This is a genomic window from Peribacillus loiseleuriae, from assembly GCF_001183985.1.
In the GTDB taxonomy this organism is placed as follows: Bacteria; Bacillota; Bacilli; order Bacillales; family DSM-1321; genus Peribacillus; species Peribacillus loiseleuriae.
This window is the reverse complement of sequence record NZ_LFZW01000001.1, coordinates 1491093-1513646: the sequence shown is the minus strand read 5'-3', so window position 1 is coordinate 1513646 and position 22554 is coordinate 1491093. Positions and strand designations below refer to the sequence as shown.

Here is a 22554-nt window from a genome sequence, read left to right as displayed (position 1 = left end):
GTTATTACGCCTCCATTAACAATAGTTCTGGGTCGTTAAGCAATTTTTTAATGTGATTTAATGCATTCTGAGCTGTTGCACCATCAATCATACGGTGGTCAAAGCTTAATGATAATGATAATACTGGAGCAGCAACTATTTCACCATCACGCACTACAGGTTTTTCTGCAATACGGCCAATTCCTAGGATTGCAACTTCCGGATGGTTGATTACTGGAGTGAACCATTGTCCGCCTGCAGAACCAATATTACTAATCGTACAAGAAGCACCTTTCATTTCGTCAGGAGCTAATTTACCGTCACGAGCTTTTGCTCCAAGTTCGTTGATTTCATTTGAAATAGCAAATGTAGATTTGCGATCCGCATCTTTAACAACAGGAACAAGAAGACCTTTCTCAGTGTCAGCAGCAATACCAATATTGTAATAATGCTTATGAACGATTTCACTTGTAGCGTCATCAAGTGATGTGTTAAGTGCAGGGAATTCACGTAATGCACTAGTTAATGCTTTTACAACATAAGGAAGGAATGTGAGTTTAATTCCTTTTTGTGCTGCAACCTCTTTGAATTTCTTACGATGAGCAACAAGTTTTGTCACATCAATTTCATCCATCAACGTAACATGAGGAGCTGTATGCTTAGAATTCACCATTGCTTTAGCAATCGCTTTTCTAATTCCACTCATTTTCTCACGTGTTTCTGGATATTGACCTGCAGGAATAGCCACAGCTGCTGCTTTAGTCGTTTCTTTTTCTTCAACTTGAACAGAATCAGGTTGTGTTGTAGCTGGTGCTGCAGAACCGCCAGTTAAGAATGAGTCAATGTCACCCTTAAGAACACGTCCATTGTCCCCGCTACCTGCAACTTGACGAATGTCTGCACCTTTTTCACGAGCGTATTTACGGACAGATGGCATTGCAATAATACGACGGTTAGAATCTACTTCTGCTTGCGCTTCTTGTTTAGGAGCTTCTTCTGTTTTCACTTCTTGACCTGATTCAGCTTCTTTAGCGCCAGATTCTTCACCGTGGTCACCTTTGAATTGAAGATCTTCATACCCTGGAGCATCAAAAGAGATTAAGATATCTCCTACTATTGCTACAGTTCCTTCTTTTACATGTACTTTTTCAACTGTACCTTCTACTGGTGATGGGATTTCTACAACGGCTTTATCGTTTTGTACTTCACAAAGCACGTCATCTTCCTGTACTTTATCCCCTGGTTTTACAAACCATTTTACTATTTCACCCTCGTGTATACCTTCACCGATATCAGGGAGTCTAAATTGAAATGCCATTTAGTCTCAACCTCCTATAATTTAATCATACATATTATCTGAAAAAAAGTAATTTATCTTTCATAATTCGAGCAATTTTGCATAAAACCTAAAATCCGGCATCTATAAATTATGTAGGGACCGGATTTCAGTGAATTTTTAGATCATTAGAAATTCAACACTTTTTTCGCAGTTTCCATAACATCCTTGTAGTTAGGAAGCCAAACCGGTTCAGCTTGTGAGAATGCAAATACAGTATCTGCTGCTGTTACACGTAACACCGGTGCATCTAGGCTAAGAATGGCACGGTCATTAATTTCCGCTACAACATTTGCCGCGATTCCAGCTTGTTTTTGAGCTTCTTGAACGACAATTGCACGACCTGTCTTTTCAACAGATGCAATGATTGTGTCAATATCAAGTGGTGAAATCGTACGAAGGTCGATGACTTCTACTGAATGTCCTTCTTTTTCTAATTCTTCTGCGGCTTTAATTGATTCTTGAACCATCGCACCGTAAGTAATAATAGAAAGATCTTTCCCTTCACGTTTCACAGCAGCTACGCCTAGAGGAATTGTATATTCTTCTTCAGGCACATCTTCACGGAAAGAGCGGTATAATTTCATATGCTCAAGGAAGATGACTGGGTCGTTATCACGGATAGAAGAAATTAGTAACCCTTTTGCGTCATAAGGAGAAGAAGGAATCACTACTTTCAATCCTGGTGTTTGCGCCATTAATCCCTCAAGGCTGTCCGCATGCATTTCTGGTGTGTGTACACCACCACCGAAAGGAGAACGGATTGTAATTGGTGAATGGTAACGGCCACCTGAACGGTAACGCATACGAGACATTTGTCCTGCGACAGAATCCATTACTTCAAATAGGAAACCGAAGAATTGGATTTCAGGAACCGGACGGAATCCTTGAAGTCCAAGACCGATGGCAATACCGCCAATACCTGACTCTGCAAGCGGAGTATCAAATACACGATCTTCGCCAAATTCTTTTTGTAGGTTTTCCGTAGCACGGAATACACCACCGTTTTTACCAACGTCTTCACCGAAAACAAGAACATTTTCATCGTTTTTTAATTCAGTGCGTAACGCATCTGTAATAGCTTGAATCATCGTCATTTGAGCCATGGCTTACTTCGACTCCTTTTCTTTGTAAATTTCGTATTGTTCTTTCAAATTGGAAGGCATTTCTTCAAACATATTTGAAATTAAATCAGTAACCGTTTGTTTCGGCTCTGCATCTGCAACTTTAATTGCTTCTTTAATATCTTCTTTTGCCTTTTCAATTGTTTCATTTTCCATTTCTTCATTCCATAAACCTTTAGTTTCAAGGAATTTACGGAAACGAACTAGTGGATCTTTCAATTCCCATTCGTTATCAAGATCTGATGTACGGTAGCGAGTCGGATCATCACCAGCCATTGTATGTGGACCATAACGGTATGTTAAAGTTTCGATAAGTGTTGGGCCTTCTCCGTTAATTGCGCGCTCGCGTGCGTCTTTTACAGCTTTGTATACAGCAAGCGGGTCCATTCCGTCTACAACAACACCAGGAATACCAGCCGCAACTGCTTTTTGTGCTAATGTCTTAGATGCTGATTGTTTATCTACAGGCGTAGAAATCGCAAATCGGTTGTTTTGAATAATAAAGATGGCAGGAGCTTTAAATGCACCAGCGAAGTTGATTCCTTCATAGAAGTCACCTTGTGAAGTTCCACCGTCACCTGTATAAGTAATTGCAACAGCTTTAGCACCACGTTTCTTCATTCCAAGAGCAACACCAGCAGCTTGAACGTATTGAGCCCCGATAATGATCTGTGGAGAAATAACATTTACACCTTCAGGAATTTGATTTCCTTTAAAGTGGCCACGTGAGAATAAAAACGCTTGTGAAAGCGGCAATCCGTGCCAAATTAATTGTGGAACATCACGATATCCCGGCAGAATGAAATCTTCTTTTTCAAGTGCAAATTGGGATGCAAGTTGAGAAGCTTCTTGTCCAGCAGTTGGTGCATAGAAACCCAATCTTCCTTGACGGTTTAAAGAGATAGAACGTTGGTCAAGAATACGTGTATAAACCATTCTTCTCATAAGTTCTTGTAATTGCTCATCTGTTAACTCAGGCATTGCTGCTTCGTTTACGATTTCGCCTTCTTCATTTAAAATTTGTAATGTTTGAAACTGTTCTTCTACTGTTTCAAACTGTTTCTTGACATCAAAATTAGCTTGGTTTGCTTTAGAAGCCATCTGTGCCACCTCATCCTTTCAATAAAAAGGTTATATTTTATAAAGCATTCTTCATTTCTAAACGTCTAAATGAAATACCAATGTATTTTCCCCATAAATAATGAATGCAAAACATTCTTTTGGGTTTCCATCCTCACGATATTCTGTATCAGTAATAACTAATAACAAAATGATACAATGCTTTATCCATAATTCAGTTTACCTCACCACATGAGCATAGTCAATCACAACGACCTATATTAATAGGCTTTGGAACGATTAATATTCATAGAAATATTTATCATAAAAAAACTGTTATACTAAAAATTCAATATCTGTACTATAAAAGATGTTCTGTTTTAAGACAGATGTATGCGCTATCTTTAAATAATGCTTTTCTACCCATTTCTTTACATATGTTGCAATTCCCCTATACTATCATTACACAATTTCATAAAATTATTATATCCATACATTCATTTTTTCAGGAATCATATTAAACAAGCTGCAAGTACACGTACTCAGTGGATACAAACAAAATTAACTACCTAAAAATAAGCAACAGAAAAAACCGATCAGAATATGAGTCGGCTTCATTAGAGAATCCAGGTATTTTTTGCCATTCATTTTACTTAGCTTCATCCGTAGTTGCAATTTCAATCTCTGCATCTTTATAGAACTTCTGTTTTTCTTCATTATATTGATTCGTTTTATTATTAAAAGCATCGTTTGCTTCAATCACCGTTTGGTAGGATTGATTAATCTTCTCGATTTGTGCTTCTAGTTCATCCATCTTTAAGTTTTCTTTTTGAAAAAGAGTATATAAAGCTTTATCCAAATCTAAACTTTTCTTATAAAAAGTATAAAGTTTTTCGTGCGCCTCATACCGTTCAATCATAGTCACCTTTAATTTTTCCGCTTCTTTTTTTAGGTGCTGATCCTCAATATTTTTAATTTTATCATCAATTTGTTTAAACTTTTCGTGAGAAGCAAGCATGCTTTCACGTTCTTTTTCAATAAGCTCTTTTCGTTTTTCAATATTATTGATAGCTTCATTAGAAAGTTTAACAATTTGGTCAAACTCCCTCAAGCCAAGTTTAAGAATCGTGGTGTAATACTCTTTTTCTTTATTCTCCAGTTCAGCAATAGGCTGCTGCTGCTCTTCAAAGGTTTTTTCTTTCTTCACAGCCGCTTCGAGTATTTGATATATTTGTTCTTCTGGAGAGTCTTTAGCTGTACATCCCGAAAGGATTCCGCCCAACACTAAACATAACACAGTCCATTTAAAAAACTTACTCATTGTTAAACTCCCCCTAATCTCTATATAGACTACTATACTGGAATTCGTTTGTTTTTGACAGCTAACATCTATCCGTATATCCTGCCCCTTAGCATCTGAAAGAAATTTATATATATGTCCAGTATCTCTTGAATATATGACTTGTCTTAAATCTTTATGAATAGGCAAAAGCCCAGACCAATTTATCTTCTTCGCATAGGTTGTAAGTACATCGCTCCCTTAGGATTGATGGAATAAAAAAACGGAGGGATCCTTATGTATTATGGTGGCTACGGAAATGACTGCTGTTATCCAATTGAGACTTGCCCCAGTTATGGATACGGCGGAGGCGGAGGCGGATTTGGAGGCGGATTTGGTAGCGGATTCGCATTAATTGTCGTACTCTTTATTCTATTGATTATCGTCGGTGCTTGTTTGTGTTAACCCACACCTAATCTTTAATCTCTTAAATTTAAAAAAGAAACAAATAAAGTTTAGCTTATTCAAGTACCATTTCAAGGGAAGCGCTATATGTAGTAGCTTCCCCCTCATTGTATTTTTTGTATTACCTAAAACTGAAGCATAAAAAATTTCACCTATACTGTCATTAACACATTGAGACCATTAACTATTTGGTTAAACTTTGATAAACTATCTTTATGTATACATATAAAGCGAAACCCCAATTCAGTTGGGATTACAGCTTGTAAATCTAAGTAACATTTCTATCTCTGGATATATTTAAGAAAGAAGGTCGAAAGATATGCTTACAATGGAAGATATCATTAGAGAGGGACACCCAACACTTCGTAGTAAAGCTGCTGAAGTAACCTTACCAGCTTCTAAGGAAGAACGAGAAATTTTATCAAGTATGCTCGACTATGTTAAAAACAGCCAAGACCCTGAAAAGGCAAATGAATTTGGACTCCGGCCAGGCGTTGGGCTTGCCGCTCCCCAAATTAATGTATCAAAACGAATGATTGCTGTTCATGTAAAAGATTCTGAAGGAAACCAGTATAGTTATGCATTATTTAATCCAAGAATCATCAGGCACACAAAAGCGCAAACCTATTTAACCAATGGAGAAGGTTGCTTATCAGTTGATCGTCCCTTCCCGGGATTTGTTCCAAGATACGCAAAAATAACCGTCAAAGGTGTGGACTTAAATGACGAAGAAATAACGCTTAAGCTAAAAGGGTTGCCTGCTGTCGTTTTCCAGCATGAAATTGACCATCTAAATGGCATTATGTTTTTTGATCGAATTAACGAAATCGACCCATTCGATATTTCTGCTGATGCAATACCGCTTGAGCGATGATGGCGTTAAGCTAAAAAAGAAGGAGGTTGTCTCAAATTGATCTAACCTCACACTCTATACTCAATTTATTGTGTTAGATACACATCATAAAACGATATATAGTAGATGTGGGGTTTCTAACCCTTTCATTTTGGGACAAGCCTCCATTTTCGTTATATAAGCCCTACTTGACGTAAGCCATAAAGAATTCCGTCTTCACTTACATCCTTTGTTACATAATCCGCGTGTTTCTTAACCTCGTCTTGTGCATTACCCATCGCTATGCCATATCCAACCGTTTCAAGCATTTCAATATCATTTAGTCCATCACCGAATGCATAGACATTTTCCATGTCAAAGCCAGCTTTCTTTACAAACTGTTTAATTCCTTCTGCTTTTGAACCACCAAACGGTAACACATCGATAGATAGATCATGCCAACGAATAAATTTGAATTTATCGAACTTACCAGTAATCAGTGCCTCTTCTTCTTCCGTTGTACAAAAGACAAGGCTTTGATATATTTCTTTATCATGATAGAAATCATCTTGACGTTCCGGATGTGGAAATTTTAATGTACCTATCGCCTCTTCAATTCTATCACTATGACTAACATTCGCTTTCATCGTTTTCTCATTCATAAACACTAGAGATGTTTCATCATTCTCTCTGGCCATCTCATGCAAACGCTTAAGTTCATCGACTGAAAGGGGATTTTTGTAGATCACTTCATTTTCAAATACTACATATTGACCGTTAAAGCTAACAAACGACTCGATGTCCAATTCCTCTCTTAAGGATTCGAACATAAATGGTGCTCTTCCAGTTGCAATCGCAACATAAACCCCATTCTCTTGCAGTTGCTTAATAGCAGCCTTAGTCGATGCAGGCAATGTCTTCTCGTAATCAAGCAATGTTCCATCTATATCAAAAAATACAATTTTCTGCATATCTTCTTCAACACGTCCATTCCATTTTAATAAAGTTTTTGTCAAATTTTTTATCTTATTTGATTTTTTCTTAAAAATTATTCTGTAGCATTCTTCATATTTATTAAAAACTGCGTTCTGGTATATGTCAAGAATCTTCCATTAAAGAATGTTTTATCATCCATTATTTGGCATTAGAGAATTTTCATTCTATGTATATACTATAACTACTTCCTTCATCGGTCAAAGCTGGGTATCAGTGGTTTTTTTCTGATAATTCCTATTATCTGGGAAATATGTATTTACTTTATTAAATTATTCTATACAATAAAAGACAAGGGAGTGATCACCATGTTAAAGAAGCTACGCAAAAAGCTACGTAAACAATGGAATGATCTTTTAAAAAGGAAATCAATCGCATAAAATTATTTGATATAGCCCTTCAAATACTTGCGAAGGGCTTCTTGCTTGTGTAAAGTGCATTATAGACCTAATGAACGGAAATGAATGGACAGAAGAGGTCTTCACACTTACACTTAATTGATTCAGTGTTCACATGATGTACTAAAACATGAAAAAATTGTTTTTTTTATATATAATGAAACAAGCAATTTAAAAAGAAGAGGAGAGAAAGTAATGGTTTTTAAAGTTTACTATCAAGAAGATCCAAAAAATGTACCCGTAAGAGAGCATACCCAAGTTATTTATGTTGAGGGAGAGTCTGAGCGAGAAGTTCGCGATAAAATAAAGGATTTTCCTTATAATATTGAATATGTTGAGGCGGTTACAGGGGCATATTATGAATATGAAAAGAAAAATAAAGAAGATTTTAATGTATTGGAGTTAGGATAATTTATGAAATTTGTGAAAAATGACCAAACTGCCGTTTATGCACTCGGCGGCCTAGGTGAAATCGGTAAGAATACGTATGCAGTACAATTCCAGGATGAAATTATTATTATCGATGCAGGAATTAAATTTCCAGAGGACGAACTTCTAGGCATCGACTACGTGATTCCAGATTATACGTACTTAGTAAAAAATGTAGATAAAATTAAGGGTCTTTTCATTACCCACGGACATGAAGACCATATTGGCGGAATTCCCTATTTACTAAAAGCCATTAACATTCCTGTTTATGGTGGAAAATTAGCATTAGGATTGTTACGCAATAAATTAGAAGAGCATGGTCTTCTACGTCAAACAAAATTACATGAATTTCAAGAGGATGACGTGATTAAGTTCCGTAAAACATCTGTTTCGTTTTTCAGAACAACTCACAGTATCCCAGATTCTTATGGGATTGTTGTTAAAACTCCTCCAGGACAAATTGTTCATACTGGAGACTTTAAATTCGATTTTACACCAGTAGGAGAACCTGCTAATTTAACAAAGATGGCTGAAATTGGAAAAGAAGGCGTTCTATGCTTACTATCCGATAGTACGAATAGTGAGGTTCAGACTTTTACAATGTCAGAACGCCGTGTTGGCGAGAGCATTGATGATATTTTCCGTAAAGTGGAAGGTCGAATTATTTTCGCTACGTTTGCTTCAAACATTCACAGACTGCAACAAGTCGTTGAAGCAGCTGTTAAAAATGGGCGGAAAGTCGCGGTTTTTGGTAGAAGCATGGAAGCAGCACTCACAATCGGACAAGATTTAGGGTATATTGTTGCACCAAAAGATACGTTTATCGATGCTCAACAAATCAATCGACTTCCTGCAAACCGTGTAACAATTCTTTGTACAGGTAGCCAAGGCGAGCCAATGGCTGCTCTATCAAGAATTGCTAATGGTACGCATCGTCAAATTCAAATCATTCCAGGAGATACAGTTGTATTCTCATCTTCACCGATTCCAGGAAATACAATCAGTGTTTCTAGAACGATTAATCAATTATACCGCGCTGGTGCGGACGTGATTAGTGGACCGCTCAGTAACATCCATACGTCAGGTCATGGTGGACAACAAGAACAAAAGCTGATGCTTCGTTTAATTAAGCCAAAGTTCTTCATGCCGATTCATGGTGAATATCGGATGCAAAAATTGCACAGCCAGCATGCCATCGACTGCGGGGTTCCAGAGGAAAATTGTTTCATCATGGATAACGGTGAAGTACTTGCCTTAAGTGAAAATACAGCACAAGTGGCTGGAAAGATCCCTTCAGGCTCCGTTTATATTGATGGTAGCGGTATTGGTGATATCGGGAATATCGTTTTACGTGACCGTCGCATCCTTTCTGAGGAAGGACTTGTTGTCGTGGTTGTCAGCATCAACATGAAAGACTTCAAGATTGCCGCTGGTCCAGATATCATTTCAAGAGGCTTTGTATACATGAGAGAATCAGGCGACTTAATTAACGATGCCCAAGCGCTCATTACAAAGCACCTAAATAAAGTAATGGAACGCAAGACGACTCAATGGTCTGAAATTAAAAATGAAATTACAGACACACTATCTCCATTCCTTTACGAAAAAACAAAACGCCGTCCAATGATTTTACCAATTATCATGGAAGTATAACAAAAGTTATATATAAAAGAGGATGTCCCAAAAAGGTCGGACCCAGCACTTACCACACAGTTTATCGTGTTACTTACACTTCATTTAAACTGTATGTAGTAGTTGCGGGGTCCGACCCTTTGCTTTATGGGACATCCTCTTTATTACTGGGCATACTATATGATTTTATTATGGATCATTTAATGGGTCTGTCCGCAACTAGTGCAAACAACTACAAACGAATCAATCTAATGGGAAGAAAGTCGCCCCCCATACAACTTGCTTGTCTTATGCTTTAAGTTGAAGTTGATCAAGGCGCTTGTGCATTTGTTCTTAATCTACAGTCTTTTTTTCAAAACGGTTAATATCTGAGTCAGCACCGATGACAATCAAGATATCCCCTTTGTGAATTGGATCATTTCCTTGAGGCGAAACAATGATTTCTCCCCCTCTTTTTACAGCAACAATATTAATTCCATAACGCGCCCTAATATCAAGATCAATAATGGTTTTACCTTCCATTTTAGAACTTACCACAATTTCCACGATGGAATGTTCATCAGATAATTCTAAATAATCAAGAACATTATTCGATACGATGCTGTGTGCAATACGCTTTCCCATGTCTCTCTCAGGATGAACAACATGATCTGCACCAATTTTTATCAAAACTTTCTCGTGATAATCATTTTGGGCCTTCACTGTAATACTTTCAACACCTAATTCCTTTAATATTAAAGTCGTCAGGATACTCGATTGAATATTATCCCCAATTGCGACAATCACATGATCGAAATTTCGGATTCCAAGGCTTTTAAGAACATTTTCTTCTGTTGTATCTCCAATAACTGCATGTGAAGCAATCATCGCATATTCATTAACCCGATCCTCATCCATATCAATGGCAAGCACTTCCATGCCTTCCTCGATTAGAGCTCTAACGATACTGCCTCCAAATCGTCCAAGCCCGATTACTGCAAATTCTTTTTTCACGAATTCTACCTCCAACAAGCTAACTTTATGCACTGCTATTCTACCATATGAGAAGCGCGAAAGCTTTTTTCAACTCAATAAGCTTGAAGATAATGAAAATCCCCTTACCTCTCCTTATTATTATTTATTCGATCTTTTATAAAGTTATATTGTGAATAAGCAAAGTAATTGTTTTTCAATCGCCTGCTCATCTGGATTTAATTTAGTATGATGCAGTCGATATGTTGAATTTACACCTAACCAGAACATAATGTGAAACTTCAATCATGAGGATTTTCTTCATCAACCGCTAAATCAGGCGAATTCACGTTTCTAAAACAGTTGATTGCAGCTAGTGAACATGCAGCAACAACCATATCACTTGTTTCATGCGGATAAGCAACATGCCCCCTTCCCTTTTAAATCAATAAACAGTTCCGACGTATTAGCAATTAAAGGCCTTCTTTCTGGAAATAAAGGGTTAAAATCCTCCTACAATCATTTTACTCATACCTTGTTAATCATAGTCCATGCGTGAGAATATGTTCAGCAACAATCTCTTCAAATGCTTTTACTTGCTTTAATTGAAATGCAGATTCGTATCCACACAGCCATGTATCTCTCTGAATCGAATGATTTTGTCCGTCTAAGAGGGGGATTTTAAAGACATTTTGATCTTTATCATGAAGTGTAATAGCTGGAAGAATAGCATAACCGATACCATTGAAAACCATTTGCTTACATGTTTCAATTTGGTCAACAATAATCGTATTCTTAGGTGTCGTCTGGAAATGGCGATGCCACCAATCTTGAATTTCCTGATAATAATTTGAATCACTCTTAAACTGGATGAATGGCCGATCTGTTTCTAGAACTTGTTCAAGCTCATTCATTTCCGTATCAACTAAGTACAACATATCAGTGAATAAATGCTGTTTATGGCCCTTCCAATCAGGTGCCCCACGTATAATCCCAATATGTACTTGGCCATCATATAATGATTTTAATATTTCACTGCTCCAGCCAGTAATAAGTGAGATTTTGGCATAGGGATATTTTTGCACAAATTTTTTCAAGACTGGAGGTAGCCAGTTTTGCCCAACAATTGAAGCACAAGCTATTTTCAATGTTCCATACACTTCATGATCCATAGCTTGAATACTTTCTCTGGCTTTTTCTTCTTTTACTAATACTTCATTTGCTAGACGGATGACCACTTCCCCAGCTGGTGTTAAAGTAAGTCCTTTTTGTGAACGAAGAAATAATTTAGCATTCCAATCCTTCTCAATCGTTTGCAATCGCTGTGACAAGGCAGGTTGTGAGACGAATAAACGTTCAGCCGCTTTACGCATGTTCATTTCTTGCGCTAAAACAGATAATAAATGAAACTCAGAAAATGACATATTTTCAACACCTTGATTCGTTTTTCTTATACCAGATAAATATGAAACCATAGTATCATTTAATAATCTCCATATAAAGTAAAACTTCCAAAAGATTGTTCTGCATCCCTACTGATGGTTAATCTCGTACTAGTTTCGCCTTTATCGCTGCCACTTCGTCCATGTGACCCACTTCTTAGGCCTTCCTACGTGAAATGTAGCATTCTCCTTACCTAGCTGAACCTTTGCTCACACATCGGTAAATTTCACTGTATCTGACCAATCAGGATTTACTCCAAATAGCGATACGACTGCTCAACTCACCAAGTAGGATCGCTAATAACCATCTTTCTAGCTGTAGCAAGAAGTCGGGGCCTTTTAGTTGATGAATAAGTAAAGGACCAGACTCATAACTACTACATACCATTTAAATGAGGTGTAAGTAACAGTTGGATAAACCCATTTGGAACATCCTCGTGTTATCTCCCGTTAAAACGGGTTAAAAATAAGCCCCCAAAGGGGGCTTATTTTTATTTAGACGGAGATGCTGGACCTTTATATATTTCTTTCAAAATAGCTCTTCTTGTTAGAATTCCTTCAAAAATTCCCTCATCATTTTGAACACATACAAAAGGTTGATCAATTAAGAGCTCAAGCCCTTTATCCATTTTTTCTTCAACATGAAGTCGAGGAATATTTTTATTCATAATTTCAGAAACCTTTTTATTCTCCAACTTTTCAAATTCAATCCGTTGCATCCCTAAGATAGAGTCGAGGATGACTGGTGTACTTATCAGACCATGTAGCTTATACGTAGGATCTAACACAGGGATGGCTGTATACCCGCTCTTTGTCAAAACAAGAAGCGTGTGCTCTAGATTATTGGCAATCTGAACGTGAGCAACACATTCAGAAGGAATCATCAAGTCTTTCACATTTAACTCCAGTAAGTTCCCATCGTGAGTACCGATCATGTCAAAACCCCTTACCTAATAAGTCATAATTTCGTATATACCTCTAGTGTAACATAGGTAAAGGAATCTTTCTTCTTGAATTGACCTATAAAGTAAAACTTCTATCAGTGGGGGTTTCCTCACCTCCCACTGATGGGTAGTCCCGTTCTACTATTGCTAAGTTCTTCGATTTCGTTTCGACCATCACCAACACGAACTAAGGTTCAATGAATCATAGACTAAGCACACCATGTCCTTTAGTCTTTCGTCTGTGAGACCCAAACATTATGCTATGGGCCTCAACTAAAGCGCTGAAGAGCACAGTGGTGGGTCTTACTCCGGTTAAGAGTGGGATAAATGAGAGTTCTTATGTCAGCCCTTACTCGTTTCGATATTTCTTACCATACACCCACACTCGGGACACTCGTAAATGACGTTTTGATTAGACTGCGCTGTTAATACTTTACTCATTTCATTTTTTCTTTTACATTGCGGACATATTACAGTTGGCTTTTCCAATTCTTATCCCTCCATTTATTTAGAATGCAAAATTCAACTAGATTTCATGCGTTCAAACTGAAAATCGCAAAAGTACATTTATCCGTTTTTTTAAAATTCCATATTTCTGTAAGACAAAAAAAGCCGACAGCTTATGCCATCGACCTTTATTATGTTTTGCAATCTGATTATGATTGCAAAAGATCAAAAATTTCAATTGTAATCATATCAACATTGTCAAATTGATATTTAGAGGATTTGCTTTTTTCATTAAAAACTTCTAACTCAAACATCTCCGTTTTACTGAAATATGTAACCTGACATTTTAAAACACCATCTATTTCAAAAAAACGCTGAGCAGATTCAGTTTCCTGTGCTTGCTCCTGAAGATTTTTCAATCTAGTAAGAATGCCTTGTAATTGAGACATACTCCCACTCCTTTCTAGTATAAAACCTTTCCAATAGGTTTCACTATAACATAAAAATCTATCCAAAAACCAGAACGAATTAATTTCAGAATTTTTCATCAAACACGTCATTCTTCATCCTTTTCTGGTCCTAATAAAAGCATAGAATAACAGATTAATTTTGTATATAAAAACTTTAAAAAAAATGTCGAAAATATAGTTATTTTTTCTCAAAAGACGTTTCGCTATTCAATTTTGAATATTTTTTCATCATTTTGGTCGAGAAGACTCCCACTTCAATTTTGTGCAAGGCATAGCAAAAAAATAAGTGGAAGATAAATCGACTTTTTGCGTAGAGAAACACTTGTTCCTATGGTACAATGTTCCTGTAAGTTGTTCTTTGAAAACCCAAGATATACGATTGTGACAGAAAAAAACGTCTGTCACATAAAATCTTCAATGTTCTAAGCGTCCCACAGCGTTCGAAGTAGCGATAACCAAGTAAAGTAGAATGTGGGAGTCCAATGTACACGATATTTTGTGCCTTCACCGTAGGGACTACGGGTAGAGCCTACTCAATAACTGGTGGATACACGGGTGCTCGTAGGAATCCCCCACTTCAAGCGTTAGCTAAGTCAGGGATAGTTCAAAATAGCATTAATCTAAGTAATAATACTAAGTATTCTAAAATGAATTGAAAATCTTTTTGTTTCTTTTGAAATTTTACCAAGTATATATCGGAGGATAAAAATGAATAAAGTTACGCTATTTACACAACCAGACTGCCCACCTTGTACTATCGTCAAAATGTTTTTTAACGAATATAATATTTCGTTTCAAGAAAAAGATATCAAAGCAGATGCTTCAGCAATGAGAGAATTAACTAAAAAATACGGTTCCTATTCGACTCCAACAGTCATCATTAACGGAGAAGCGATTATTGGATTTGAAATTGAAAAAATGAAGATAGCTCTTTCCATCAACGACTAATGAACCCCGCATGCCATCTGCGGGGTTTCACCTTCCTATATAGCATTTTAGCGCACATTTGGGACATCGATTCTTGATTTCCCCCCCTTTATGTAATGACTCATCCCAATGATTTTAAAATGGAAAAAAGAAAGGAATGGCAAAAATCATGATTACACCAATGAAGAGTTGTAATAGAATACCAATCACCGCAAAATCCTTTTGCGTGTATTCCCCAGCAGTCATCACAAGTGCATTTGATGGTGATACAGATGGTGATGAGAATGCCATGCTTGCTGCAACTGCTACACAGATTAACACGGGAAGTGGACTATAGTGCAGGTTTTCAGCAAGTGTATAAGCAATAGGTGCAACGATGATTGCTACAGCCCCATTTGGAATAAAAAAGCTCATCAGCATTGTCAGTAAATATAAGATGCCTAATAATCCATAAGGGCCTGCCCAATTGATTACATTTTCTAATATCGAACTAATCAAAAGTATTCCACCCGTCTTTTCAAGTGCAAGTGCGAGAGGAATGTTGGCACCAATGAAAATAACGGACTCCCAGTTCATTCTTTGATAGGCCTCCTCTATTGATCGAAGACAACCTGTTACAATCATCAGCAAAGCTGCCATAGACATCGACAACGTAGGAGAAATCAAATCATTAGATAGCATAATTACCATAAGCAAGGTAATACCAGCGGCTATAAGAGCTTTATTTTTAGACACCTCAGGCTCTGTCTCAATCGATACACTACCTACAACTAGTACATCTTGCAAATCAGCAGACACCCTTTCAATATTTCCCCATTCGCCATGAATAAGAAGCGCATCTCCGGGTCTTAATTGTTCAGTCCCTAATTCTGATTGGATATATTCTCCTTTTCGATTAATCGCTAATACACTGCATTGATATTTTTCACGAAAATGGATATTTTGCAAGGATTGATTCTCATAATCAGAATGAGGCATGATCAGCACTTCTGTTAACCCGAATTTACTGCTAAGAAAATGTTTTTTGATCTCTTCCTGTTGAAAAGATCTCATTTCCAATTCAAAGTCATCTGCAAACCGCATTACTGCATCATCTTCACCAAAGACTAAAATAATATCTTCTGGATGAAGCACTTCTTCTGCTTTCGCTGAAAAAATCTGAGGTTTCGTTAAGATTGAACGCTGTTTATCTCTTGTTTTTCTTTTAACTTCAATAACAGTAATTCCATAATCAACCGGCAGCCTTAGTTCAGATAAACGTTCTCCAACAATGTCAGAGTCCGATGGAATATAGAGATAATGTAAGCGATCGTAAACTTTATACATTCCAGCCAATTCACTTACAGATAAACCCTTACCACTATTATTCAAGGAAATAAATCGATTCGGAAGAAGCCTTTTCCCTATAGTGAGCATAAAAATTAAACCTGAAAGAAGGGCCACAATTCCGATAGGCGTAAAATCAAAGAAAGTTAAATTTGCGTATTCATTTGTCCGTAATATCTCACTAACTACTATATTAGGCGTTGTACCGATCATTGTTAACATACCACCAAGCCCGCTAGCATAAGCTAGTGGAAGCAGGAGCCTGGATGGACTTTTCTTATTCTTTAAAGCCATGCTTGTCACGATTGGAAGCATCAAGGCAACAATCGCCGTACTGCTTAACAAGGAACCTAGTATTCCCGCAGTAGCCATTACATAAATAAGCATCCTAGCTTCACTGCCTTTTTTGCGTTGGTTTAATTGGCTTACAATTTTATCAGCAAGTCCGGACAGTGAAATTCCTGCTCCAACGACGTATAGAGATCCAATCATAATGACAACCGGATTTGAAAATCCAGAAAGAACCTCTTCCAAATTTAGAATACCGGTCAGCCCAAGTGTCACAAGTGATATAAGCGCTACTAAATCTGCACGTAATTTTCCTTGTATGATAAGTGCAAATGTGCAGACAAGTATGATAAATGTTACCAACATTGGTTGTGTCATGCGTGTTACCCCCAAAAAATGTTCCATAACCAATAGACTTTTCCTCTATTTGAAAAGATTACAAATGCAACTTTACGCTTGTAAGTCATAATTTCAAAGTGCAAGCGCCCTGTAAATAGGAGAAACAGCTAAGAACAGGCCTGTATGTCCTACTCTCAACAAGCCCCCAGACAAGCAAATGTTCTCTTCACTCGCGAAGTCACGTCTTTAACTTCCTTTATGGAGGTTATTTGGCATTAGTGAGCCAGCTTGTGTTAATTAATAAAGCTCACTAAAAAACTTTTATTTTAAAATATAATATATACTTCTTTTTATACATATTGTTTGGTAGTATAAGGAAGTGACATTTAAGTAGATAGGTTGATACGAATGAATAATAATATGACAAGAAGATCTTTTCTAAAAAAAACAGTAGGTACCATATTAACTCTAATGGGAGCAGGAGTAGGCGGTAGATATTATGTTCATGATATCGAACCTAAATGGATTGAATTCAATGAAATAATGATTCAGCATCCACTCATCCCAAAAGGTTTTAACGGCATGAAGATTGTTCAATTTAGTGATACTCATTTAGGTTTTCAATTTCAGTTAAAAGATTTGCAGGCTGTATTATCGAAAATACAGACATTCTCTCCAGATGTTGTTTTTTTCACTGGTGATTTAATGGATGAGCCAAATAAATATCCGCATCATTCCGAAATTATTCCACTGCTACAAAACATTCAAGCTCCCTTAGGGAAATTCAGTATATACGGCAATCATGATCACGGAGGGTATGGTTCTAAAATATATGACCAGATCATGGGGCTTTCAGGTTTCACTTTATTAAAAAACAGACATGCTGCAATTTCCTTATTAAACGGAGATAAAATATATGTTGCTGGAATTGATGATGCCATGCTTGGATCTCCAAACATAAATAAGGCCCTATTAGGTGTTCCAGAACAAGCTTATACCATCCTTTTATCACATGCACCCGATCTTGCTGATTTCGCAAAAGATTACCCAGTACAATATCAAATGAGCGGCCACAGCCACGCTGGACAAATTCAAATTCCTTTTGCTGGCGCCCTTGTGACGCCTCCCTTCGGAAAAAAATATATAGAAGGAATGTACGAGCTTGAAAACTTAACCCTATACGTGAATCGAGGGCTAGGAACTACAAGACTCCCTTATCGCTTCCTTGCTCGCCCAGAAATAACTTTATATGAATTACAGTCTAATGAAAAATAATATGCCAGATATGCCTTACAGAACAACAGCTAACTAACTTATCTGGCATTCTATCCATAAGTGTGCCTGGTACTTCTTAGTTAAAAAAACAAAGTGTCTATTGCAAATATTATACCATTAGTAGACTCAGAGCAGAACATAAACTTTTTATTCCAACCGCTCCTTTTATGTACAAGATAATAGAAGTAGCTAATAAAACGCACGCAAGCCAATGAAAAACAGTCTGATACAGGCTCCAAATTGAAAAACAACCATACAATAATGAGAGAAAGGAGAGAACCCCATGCAACCTTATGACTTCCCAGCATATCAATACTATCCAGCCGTTCCATCGCGAAATGGTCAAGACGAGCGTTTTTTTCCATTTCTGCTGCCATTCGTGGTAGGGGGTGTTGCAGGTCTTGCTACTGGATCATTACTTTTTAACAATCGACCATATTATCTTCCGTATCCGTCCCCAGCTCCTTATCCGTATCCTTATCCTTATCCACCAAACAATCCATATCAAGGCTACCCTGGATATCAGGCATATCCCCAAAGCTTCGGAGCCCAGGCAGGAGTATCGGAAAATATAAATATCTATACGTCTCCACAATACTCAAAATGAAGATTAAACGAGAAGAGGGAGATTTCATACCTCTTCTTTTTATTTACTATATACGAAGTAAGCAACTATCCGTATCATTTTTTGCTTTCGAAAAATCCCAATAAAAAGTTTTGTCTTATCTCTCTTTTACTTCCTTTCAAATTTGAAAATGGTATAATGAGAACTGTATGCAAGACCATATTAGGAAAGGAGTTTATTTATGAATGACATAAAAGGGGAGCCTTCCTCTATGAATACAGTCAACAGTCTTGCCCAAGCAATCTTTGTCGTGAATAAGCACGCAAAAACAGCCCCAGAACCAAAAACTTTATACGAATTAAAGCGACTTTCTCTTAATAAATTACTTACTGAAGGGAAAGCGAAAAAGTTAGGACTCCATTTTTCCGATAATCCAAGATATTCAGCGCAACAATCTGATGTAATTGTCGAATGTGGTGAATATATTTTCCACCTCCCACCTTCAAGAGAGGATTTAAAAAAACTCCCTCACTTAGGAAGCCGATCATCATCGGTTCGTAATCCTAAAGCTGCATTATCCTTATCACGAGCAAAGAAGATTTTGCATGCGTATATCGGCAATGCGAGCGAACCAAAACCACGTGAGCAAGCTGGCAGACCTCGCCATCAGGAGCGAAGTAAAACAAACTCTGCTTTTCAAAATACATTTCCTTCTTCATTTTTAGGGAAAGGTTTCAAACTTTAATTGGACCGCAATCATGAAGCAATTCCTGTCCATCAATATGAAATATCCGCAAAATAATAGGCTGACTTACAGGCAATCATATACCTGTTTAGTCAGCCTATTTCCGCTTTAAAGAAAGACTTGTCTTTCTTTAAAGTATATGCTCGTCAATCAATCGAATAAGTTCGGCAATTTCTGGCTTACTTACTTGTGCGTCCGCGCCAACCATATTTCCCTTATGGCGTAAATCATCCGTAATTAATGAAGAGAAAATAATGACAGGTAGCTTGCCTAAGTCATTATCTGCCTTCATTCGCTTTGTAAAATGAAGACCGTCCATTTGCGGCATTTCTACATCCGTAATCACAAGCTGAACTTCCTCTGTAAGTTCTTTCCCCGATTGAATGATGCTTTCTAAATAGTTTAAGGCATCTTCGCCATTTTCGAAGAATTCGAGGAATTCGTAGCCTGCTTCTGATAAGGTATCATGAAGGAGCTTTCTAAGAAGTGGTGAATCTTCGGCAACTACAAGCTTCTTATTGGATCTCTCTCTCTTTCCAAGCTTTTTCACTTGTTGAAGACTAATTCCAGATTCAGGATTGATATCCACAACGATTTTCTCAAAATCCAGAAGTAATAGCATTTCTCCATTAAGTTTAATGACCCCGATAATTTGACCTTCAAGACCTTGATACATGTCAGAAGGCTTTTCAATTTGCTTCCAAGAAATTCGGTGTATTTGTGTTACAGTATGTACATGAAAAACAATCTTCTGCTGATTAAATTCGGCAACGATAAATTTATCATCCTTCGGTTTTTCCGATGGCGGAAAACCAAGTGCCTTTGCTACATCAACGACTGGTAGAATTTCGCTTCTGAGCTCTATGATTCCTTCCACATTCTTGTGTGCATGTGGTACATATGTAATGGGGACTGGATTTATAATCTCTTTTACTTTAATTACATTAATGCCAAATTTATTTGTTCCTATTCCAAATTCAACGATTTCTAATTCATTTGTACCACTCTCAAGCAGAATACCTTTTGTTTGGTCCATTTTATTCGTCCTTCCTTTATCTTTCTTTCTAAAATATATCATGTTTTAGATTCGTCTTATAAGATATTTTAGTGAAATTAGCCTATATGTTAAAAAAGTGACTTATACTTATTGATTCGGTAAAAATAAAGATTTCTTAAGATAAATTGATAAAAAAGAAAAATATTCAATATATACTTGTTCACTCAATCATTTCGGCGATGCTTATTTTTCCTTCTAAATTTCATCATAGGAAGCCAGCCTTTTTTTATAAATAAACCGCACATCAAAACAGCAATCAAGGCCATGATTCCTATTACCGCATAATAACCGTAGTGCCAATGGAGCTCTGGCATATGATTGAAGTTCATTCCATAAATCCCGGCAATAAACGTCAAGGGCATAAAAATTGTTGTTATAACGGCCAATGTCATCATACTCGTGTTTAAACTATTGGAATTTACGGACAAGTAACTGTCACGGATATCGGAAGAAAAATCTCGATATGATTCAAGCATCTCCACCAGTTTAAGTAAATGATCATGTACATCATTAAAGTATAAATGCCGCTCTTTCAAATAACTCAAACGATCCGAATAATTCATCCGATACAGCATATCCCGCATAGGCAAAATGGTTTTTCTCAAAGTTGACATTTCAGCTCTCAAGTCAAATAACCGCTCAATTAACTCAGCTATTGTTTCATTTTTTGTGTTATCTTCTATCCAGTTCAGTTCTTCTTCAATTCGATAAACTAGCGGGAAGTACTCATCAACTAATTTATCAATCAAACCGTGCATGAGGAAAAATGGTCCTTTTCTCATTGAGCAGTTTCGATTCATTAAATCCCAAACCGTCTCAAGCTCCCTGATGTCCTCTTTATGGAAGGTAACAATAAATTTCTCGCTAATAAACATATTAAGCTCTATTGCTTTTAGATTATCTTTATTTAGGGCATGGAGCACTAGAAATTCATAATCTTCATAGAAATCAATCTTAGGTCGCTGATTGAAATCATCTAAGCTATCTTCAATTGCTAACGGATGAAATTGAAATGTACTCGATAATAATGACGATTCTTCTTCAGTTGGGTTAGCAAAATCAACCCAATACCAAGCTACATCCATTTTATTTAACTCATCAAGCTCTACATTATAAAGCGTCTCATTGTCTTTCGTTATGACACATGTTCTAATCACATTATCCATCCTTAATTAACTTTTTTACGTGCTTGTTCAACTTGATAGATAATAAAATCCATGCAGTTCAAGAATCTCTTTGTTTTAACCTAACAAGTATACATTTATTAAGCTCGAGATAAGAGACGGTTACTTTAAGAGCTTTGATACAATCTGACAATGATCTATCTTAGACTTTTTGAACATGCTCAACAAGGAGACTATTTGCAATATATCTTTCTCTACAGGTATTATACTTCACTCTCATTTTGCCTTGAACTTGTTGAAAAAACAAAGGTAGCTGTGATTCCAAGAGATGCCTTTTCCCAGCTTGGCGAGGGATATTTTCGATTTTCTTACGCTTGTTCTCTAGATATATTGAAAGAGGCTTTAAATAGAATTGAATGATTCCTTAATGAACTACCTGATATTCCTGGACATTAAACAAAATAGGGGCAAGGAAGCCTCAAATGGAGCTGCCCTCATACTCTATACATCGTTTATCGTGTCACATGCACACGTCATAATAACGATATATAGTTGATGTAGGCCTGAATCCTTTCCTTTTGGATATCCTTAGTCCCTTTAAGATAGCTTATTGTAAAAAATTTATTTAGTAGATACTTCAATAGAGCTTGCGTAGAAATCGAATATCTCGAAAGCCTTCATTTTGCTTAGTCGTCGTAATGTTCACTTCAATTATCGCACCCTTTAAACCTGTCAGAACCTCTGCAAATTCGGCTGCGGATTTTGGCTTTAAGCAGCCCAAATTCTTCAACTCACGCATTAGAATTTGAAATCCATAATTCGTTTCTATCTGACTGACTTTGACTGGTAAAGCAAGCGAACTCTCATTCATTAGCTTTAACTCCCAGCAAAGCGGATTCAAGTTGTGTTTCGTTTTTTTTCTATAATAGTTTTCAATTCTTACAATATACCGTCCATCCTCAAGCTCTTGAAACATTTGACCAATATCATCAAACATCCCCATACTAAACCGACTTCCTTTCGGTTGTTATATGACTAGCCTATTCATGACAGTATGCTTGTATTCAAGAGATTGGAGCGAGTTTTAAGAAAACGATTATATGAGGTTGTTCAAAAAATCCGATGAAA

Annotated in this window: 21 protein-coding genes and 1 pseudogene; 8 read left to right on the top strand and 14 right to left on the bottom strand. The window is 36.9% G+C overall.

What is annotated here, in order from left to right:
* Window positions 1-4 precede the first annotated feature (4 nt).
* From AC625_RS06955 to AC625_RS06940, 4 genes are all read right to left on the bottom strand, one after another.
* Window positions 5-1297, bottom strand: a complete 1293-nt coding sequence (locus AC625_RS06955; protein ID WP_049680626.1) for a dihydrolipoamide acetyltransferase family protein — start codon at window positions 1295-1297, stop codon at window positions 5-7.
* 146 nt (window positions 1298-1443) lie between these two features.
* A complete protein-coding gene (locus AC625_RS06950; RefSeq protein ID WP_049680625.1) occupies window positions 1444-2421 on the bottom strand; it encodes an alpha-ketoacid dehydrogenase subunit beta in 978 nt (325 codons plus the stop codon).
* 3 nt (window positions 2422-2424) lie between these two features.
* Window positions 2425-3540, bottom strand: a complete 1116-nt coding sequence (gene pdhA, locus AC625_RS06945) for a pyruvate dehydrogenase (acetyl-transferring) E1 component subunit alpha (RefSeq protein ID WP_049680624.1) — start codon at window positions 3538-3540, stop codon at window positions 2425-2427.
* Between the two features lie 607 nt (window positions 3541-4147).
* The gene (locus tag AC625_RS06940; RefSeq protein WP_156187440.1) at window positions 4148-4987 is read right to left on the bottom strand and encodes a YkyA family protein; all 840 of its coding nucleotides are present in this window, start codon (window positions 4985-4987) and stop codon (window positions 4148-4150) included.
* Window positions 4988-5074: 87 nt separating this feature from the next.
* Between AC625_RS06940 and AC625_RS25535 the strand changes: the two genes are divergently transcribed.
* The gene (locus AC625_RS25535; RefSeq protein ID WP_082190977.1) at window positions 5075-5242 is read left to right on the top strand and encodes a YjcZ family sporulation protein; all 168 of its coding nucleotides are present in this window, start codon (window positions 5075-5077) and stop codon (window positions 5240-5242) included.
* A gap of 319 nt (window positions 5243-5561) precedes the next feature.
* Window positions 5562-6116 (top strand): peptide deformylase, encoded by a 555-nt coding sequence (gene def / locus AC625_RS06935; RefSeq protein ID WP_049680622.1) that lies wholly within the window; start codon window positions 5562-5564, stop codon window positions 6114-6116.
* 152 nt (window positions 6117-6268) lie between these two features.
* On the opposite strand, the gene AC625_RS06930 is transcribed toward def, so the two are convergent.
* Window positions 6269-7045 (bottom strand): Cof-type HAD-IIB family hydrolase, encoded by a 777-nt coding sequence (locus AC625_RS06930; RefSeq protein ID WP_049683624.1) that lies wholly within the window; start codon window positions 7043-7045, stop codon window positions 6269-6271.
* Between the two features lie 615 nt (window positions 7046-7660).
* On the opposite strand from AC625_RS06930, the gene AC625_RS06925 reads away from it, so the two are divergent.
* Both AC625_RS06925 and rnjA read left to right on the top strand, forming a co-directional pair.
* Window positions 7661-7876, top strand: coding sequence for a DNA-dependent RNA polymerase subunit epsilon (locus AC625_RS06925; protein ID WP_049680621.1), 216 nt, complete (start codon window positions 7661-7663; stop codon window positions 7874-7876).
* Between the two features lie 3 nt (window positions 7877-7879).
* Window positions 7880-9547 (top strand): ribonuclease J1, encoded by a 1668-nt coding sequence (gene rnjA, locus AC625_RS06920; RefSeq protein ID WP_049680620.1) that lies wholly within the window; start codon window positions 7880-7882, stop codon window positions 9545-9547.
* Between the two features lie 312 nt (window positions 9548-9859).
* Here rnjA and AC625_RS06915 read toward each other — a convergent pair whose 3' ends face one another.
* The 5 genes and pseudogenes from AC625_RS06915 to AC625_RS06900 form a co-directional block, all read right to left on the bottom strand.
* Entirely contained in the window at window positions 9860-10519 is a 660-nt protein-coding gene (locus AC625_RS06915) for a potassium channel family protein (RefSeq protein ID WP_049680619.1), read from the bottom strand.
* A gap of 284 nt (window positions 10520-10803) precedes the next feature.
* Window positions 10804-10954, bottom strand: a pseudogene (locus AC625_RS28475) (N-acetyldiaminopimelate deacetylase); the annotation flags it as partial.
* A 65-nt stretch (window positions 10955-11019) separates the two neighbouring features.
* Window positions 11020-11901 carry a transcriptional regulator CcpC gene (locus AC625_RS06910; RefSeq protein WP_049683623.1) on the bottom strand — a complete coding sequence of 294 codons (882 nt, stop codon included), beginning with the start codon at window positions 11899-11901 and terminating at the stop codon, window positions 11020-11022.
* A 509-nt stretch (window positions 11902-12410) separates the two neighbouring features.
* Window positions 12411-12854, bottom strand: coding sequence for a cyclic-di-AMP-binding protein CbpB (gene cbpB / locus AC625_RS06905; RefSeq protein WP_049680618.1), 444 nt, complete (start codon window positions 12852-12854; stop codon window positions 12411-12413).
* 665 nt (window positions 12855-13519) lie between these two features.
* Window positions 13520-13759 carry a DUF1797 family protein gene (locus AC625_RS06900; RefSeq protein ID WP_049680617.1) on the bottom strand — a complete coding sequence of 80 codons (240 nt, stop codon included), beginning with the start codon at window positions 13757-13759 and terminating at the stop codon, window positions 13520-13522.
* A 729-nt stretch (window positions 13760-14488) separates the two neighbouring features.
* Here AC625_RS06900 and AC625_RS06895 point away from each other — a divergent pair.
* The gene (locus tag AC625_RS06895; protein WP_049680616.1) at window positions 14489-14728 is read left to right on the top strand and encodes a glutaredoxin domain-containing protein; all 240 of its coding nucleotides are present in this window, start codon (window positions 14489-14491) and stop codon (window positions 14726-14728) included.
* A 114-nt stretch (window positions 14729-14842) separates the two neighbouring features.
* On the opposite strand, the gene AC625_RS06890 is transcribed toward AC625_RS06895, so the two are convergent.
* Entirely contained in the window at window positions 14843-16699 is a 1857-nt protein-coding gene (locus tag AC625_RS06890) for an SLC13 family permease (protein WP_049680615.1), read from the bottom strand.
* A gap of 369 nt (window positions 16700-17068) precedes the next feature.
* Between AC625_RS06890 and AC625_RS06885 the strand changes: the two genes are divergently transcribed.
* The 3 genes from AC625_RS06885 (at window position 17069) to AC625_RS06875 (ending at window position 19245) form a co-directional block, all read left to right on the top strand.
* Complete coding sequence (locus AC625_RS06885) at window positions 17069-17935, top strand: metallophosphoesterase (RefSeq protein WP_049680614.1); 867 nt, start codon at window positions 17069-17071, stop codon at window positions 17933-17935.
* 283 nt (window positions 17936-18218) lie between these two features.
* Window positions 18219-18542, top strand: coding sequence for a hypothetical protein (locus tag AC625_RS06880; RefSeq protein ID WP_049680613.1), 324 nt, complete (start codon window positions 18219-18221; stop codon window positions 18540-18542).
* 199 nt (window positions 18543-18741) lie between these two features.
* Window positions 18742-19245, top strand: coding sequence for a YkyB family protein (locus tag AC625_RS06875; RefSeq protein WP_049680612.1), 504 nt, complete (start codon window positions 18742-18744; stop codon window positions 19243-19245).
* A 130-nt stretch (window positions 19246-19375) separates the two neighbouring features.
* Here the strand turns inward: AC625_RS06875 and AC625_RS06870 are convergent, their stop codons facing one another.
* The 3 genes from AC625_RS06870 to AC625_RS06855 form a co-directional block, all read right to left on the bottom strand.
* Window positions 19376-20281, bottom strand: a complete 906-nt coding sequence (locus AC625_RS06870; protein ID WP_049680611.1) for a chemotaxis protein — start codon at window positions 20279-20281, stop codon at window positions 19376-19378.
* Window positions 20282-20466: 185 nt separating this feature from the next.
* Window positions 20467-21468 carry a magnesium/cobalt transporter CorA gene (gene corA, locus AC625_RS06865; RefSeq protein ID WP_049680610.1) on the bottom strand — a complete coding sequence of 334 codons (1002 nt, stop codon included), beginning with the start codon at window positions 21466-21468 and terminating at the stop codon, window positions 20467-20469.
* A 595-nt stretch (window positions 21469-22063) separates the two neighbouring features.
* Window positions 22064-22429 (bottom strand): hypothetical protein, encoded by a 366-nt coding sequence (locus tag AC625_RS06855; protein ID WP_049680608.1) that lies wholly within the window; start codon window positions 22427-22429, stop codon window positions 22064-22066.
* Between the last annotated feature and the right edge of the window lie 125 nt (window positions 22430-22554).

Excerpts from the sequence above, each read along its gene's own strand:
- def (WP_049680622.1), top strand. The coding sequence starts at position 5,562 with ATGCTTACAATGGAAGATATCATTAGAGAGGGACACCCAACACTTCGT.
- AC625_RS06930 (WP_049683624.1), bottom strand. The coding sequence starts at position 7,045 with ATGCAGAAAATTGTATTTTTTGATATAGATGGAACATTGCTTGATTAC.
- rnjA (WP_049680620.1), top strand. The coding sequence starts at position 7,880 with ATGAAATTTGTGAAAAATGACCAAACTGCCGTTTATGCACTCGGCGGC.
- AC625_RS06955 (WP_049680626.1), bottom strand. The coding sequence starts at position 1,297 with ATGGCATTTCAATTTAGACTCCCTGATATCGGTGAAGGTATACACGAG.
- AC625_RS06880 (WP_049680613.1), top strand. The coding sequence starts at position 18,219 with ATGCAACCTTATGACTTCCCAGCATATCAATACTATCCAGCCGTTCCA.
- corA (WP_049680610.1), bottom strand. The coding sequence starts at position 21,468 with ATGGATAATGTGATTAGAACATGTGTCATAACGAAAGACAATGAGACG.
- pdhA (WP_049680624.1), bottom strand. The coding sequence starts at position 3,540 with ATGGCTTCTAAAGCAAACCAAGCTAATTTTGATGTCAAGAAACAGTTT.
- AC625_RS06910 (WP_049683623.1), bottom strand. The coding sequence starts at position 11,901 with ATGTCATTTTCTGAGTTTCATTTATTATCTGTTTTAGCGCAAGAAATG.
- AC625_RS06950 (WP_049680625.1), bottom strand. The coding sequence starts at position 2,421 with ATGGCTCAAATGACGATGATTCAAGCTATTACAGATGCGTTACGCACT.
- AC625_RS06925 (WP_049680621.1), top strand. The coding sequence starts at position 7,661 with ATGGTTTTTAAAGTTTACTATCAAGAAGATCCAAAAAATGTACCCGTA.
- AC625_RS06855 (WP_049680608.1), bottom strand. The coding sequence starts at position 22,429 with ATGGGGATGTTTGATGATATTGGTCAAATGTTTCAAGAGCTTGAGGAT.
- AC625_RS06870 (WP_049680611.1), bottom strand. The coding sequence starts at position 20,281 with ATGGACCAAACAAAAGGTATTCTGCTTGAGAGTGGTACAAATGAATTA.
- AC625_RS06885 (WP_049680614.1), top strand. The coding sequence starts at position 17,069 with ATGAATAATAATATGACAAGAAGATCTTTTCTAAAAAAAACAGTAGGT.
- AC625_RS06900 (WP_049680617.1), bottom strand. The coding sequence starts at position 13,759 with ATGTCTCAATTACAAGGCATTCTTACTAGATTGAAAAATCTTCAGGAG.
- AC625_RS06890 (WP_049680615.1), bottom strand. The coding sequence starts at position 16,699 with ATGACACAACCAATGTTGGTAACATTTATCATACTTGTCTGCACATTT.
- cbpB (WP_049680618.1), bottom strand. The coding sequence starts at position 12,854 with ATGATCGGTACTCACGATGGGAACTTACTGGAGTTAAATGTGAAAGAC.
- AC625_RS25535 (WP_082190977.1), top strand. The coding sequence starts at position 5,075 with ATGTATTATGGTGGCTACGGAAATGACTGCTGTTATCCAATTGAGACT.
- AC625_RS06875 (WP_049680612.1), top strand. The coding sequence starts at position 18,742 with ATGAATGACATAAAAGGGGAGCCTTCCTCTATGAATACAGTCAACAGT.
- AC625_RS06895 (WP_049680616.1), top strand. The coding sequence starts at position 14,489 with ATGAATAAAGTTACGCTATTTACACAACCAGACTGCCCACCTTGTACT.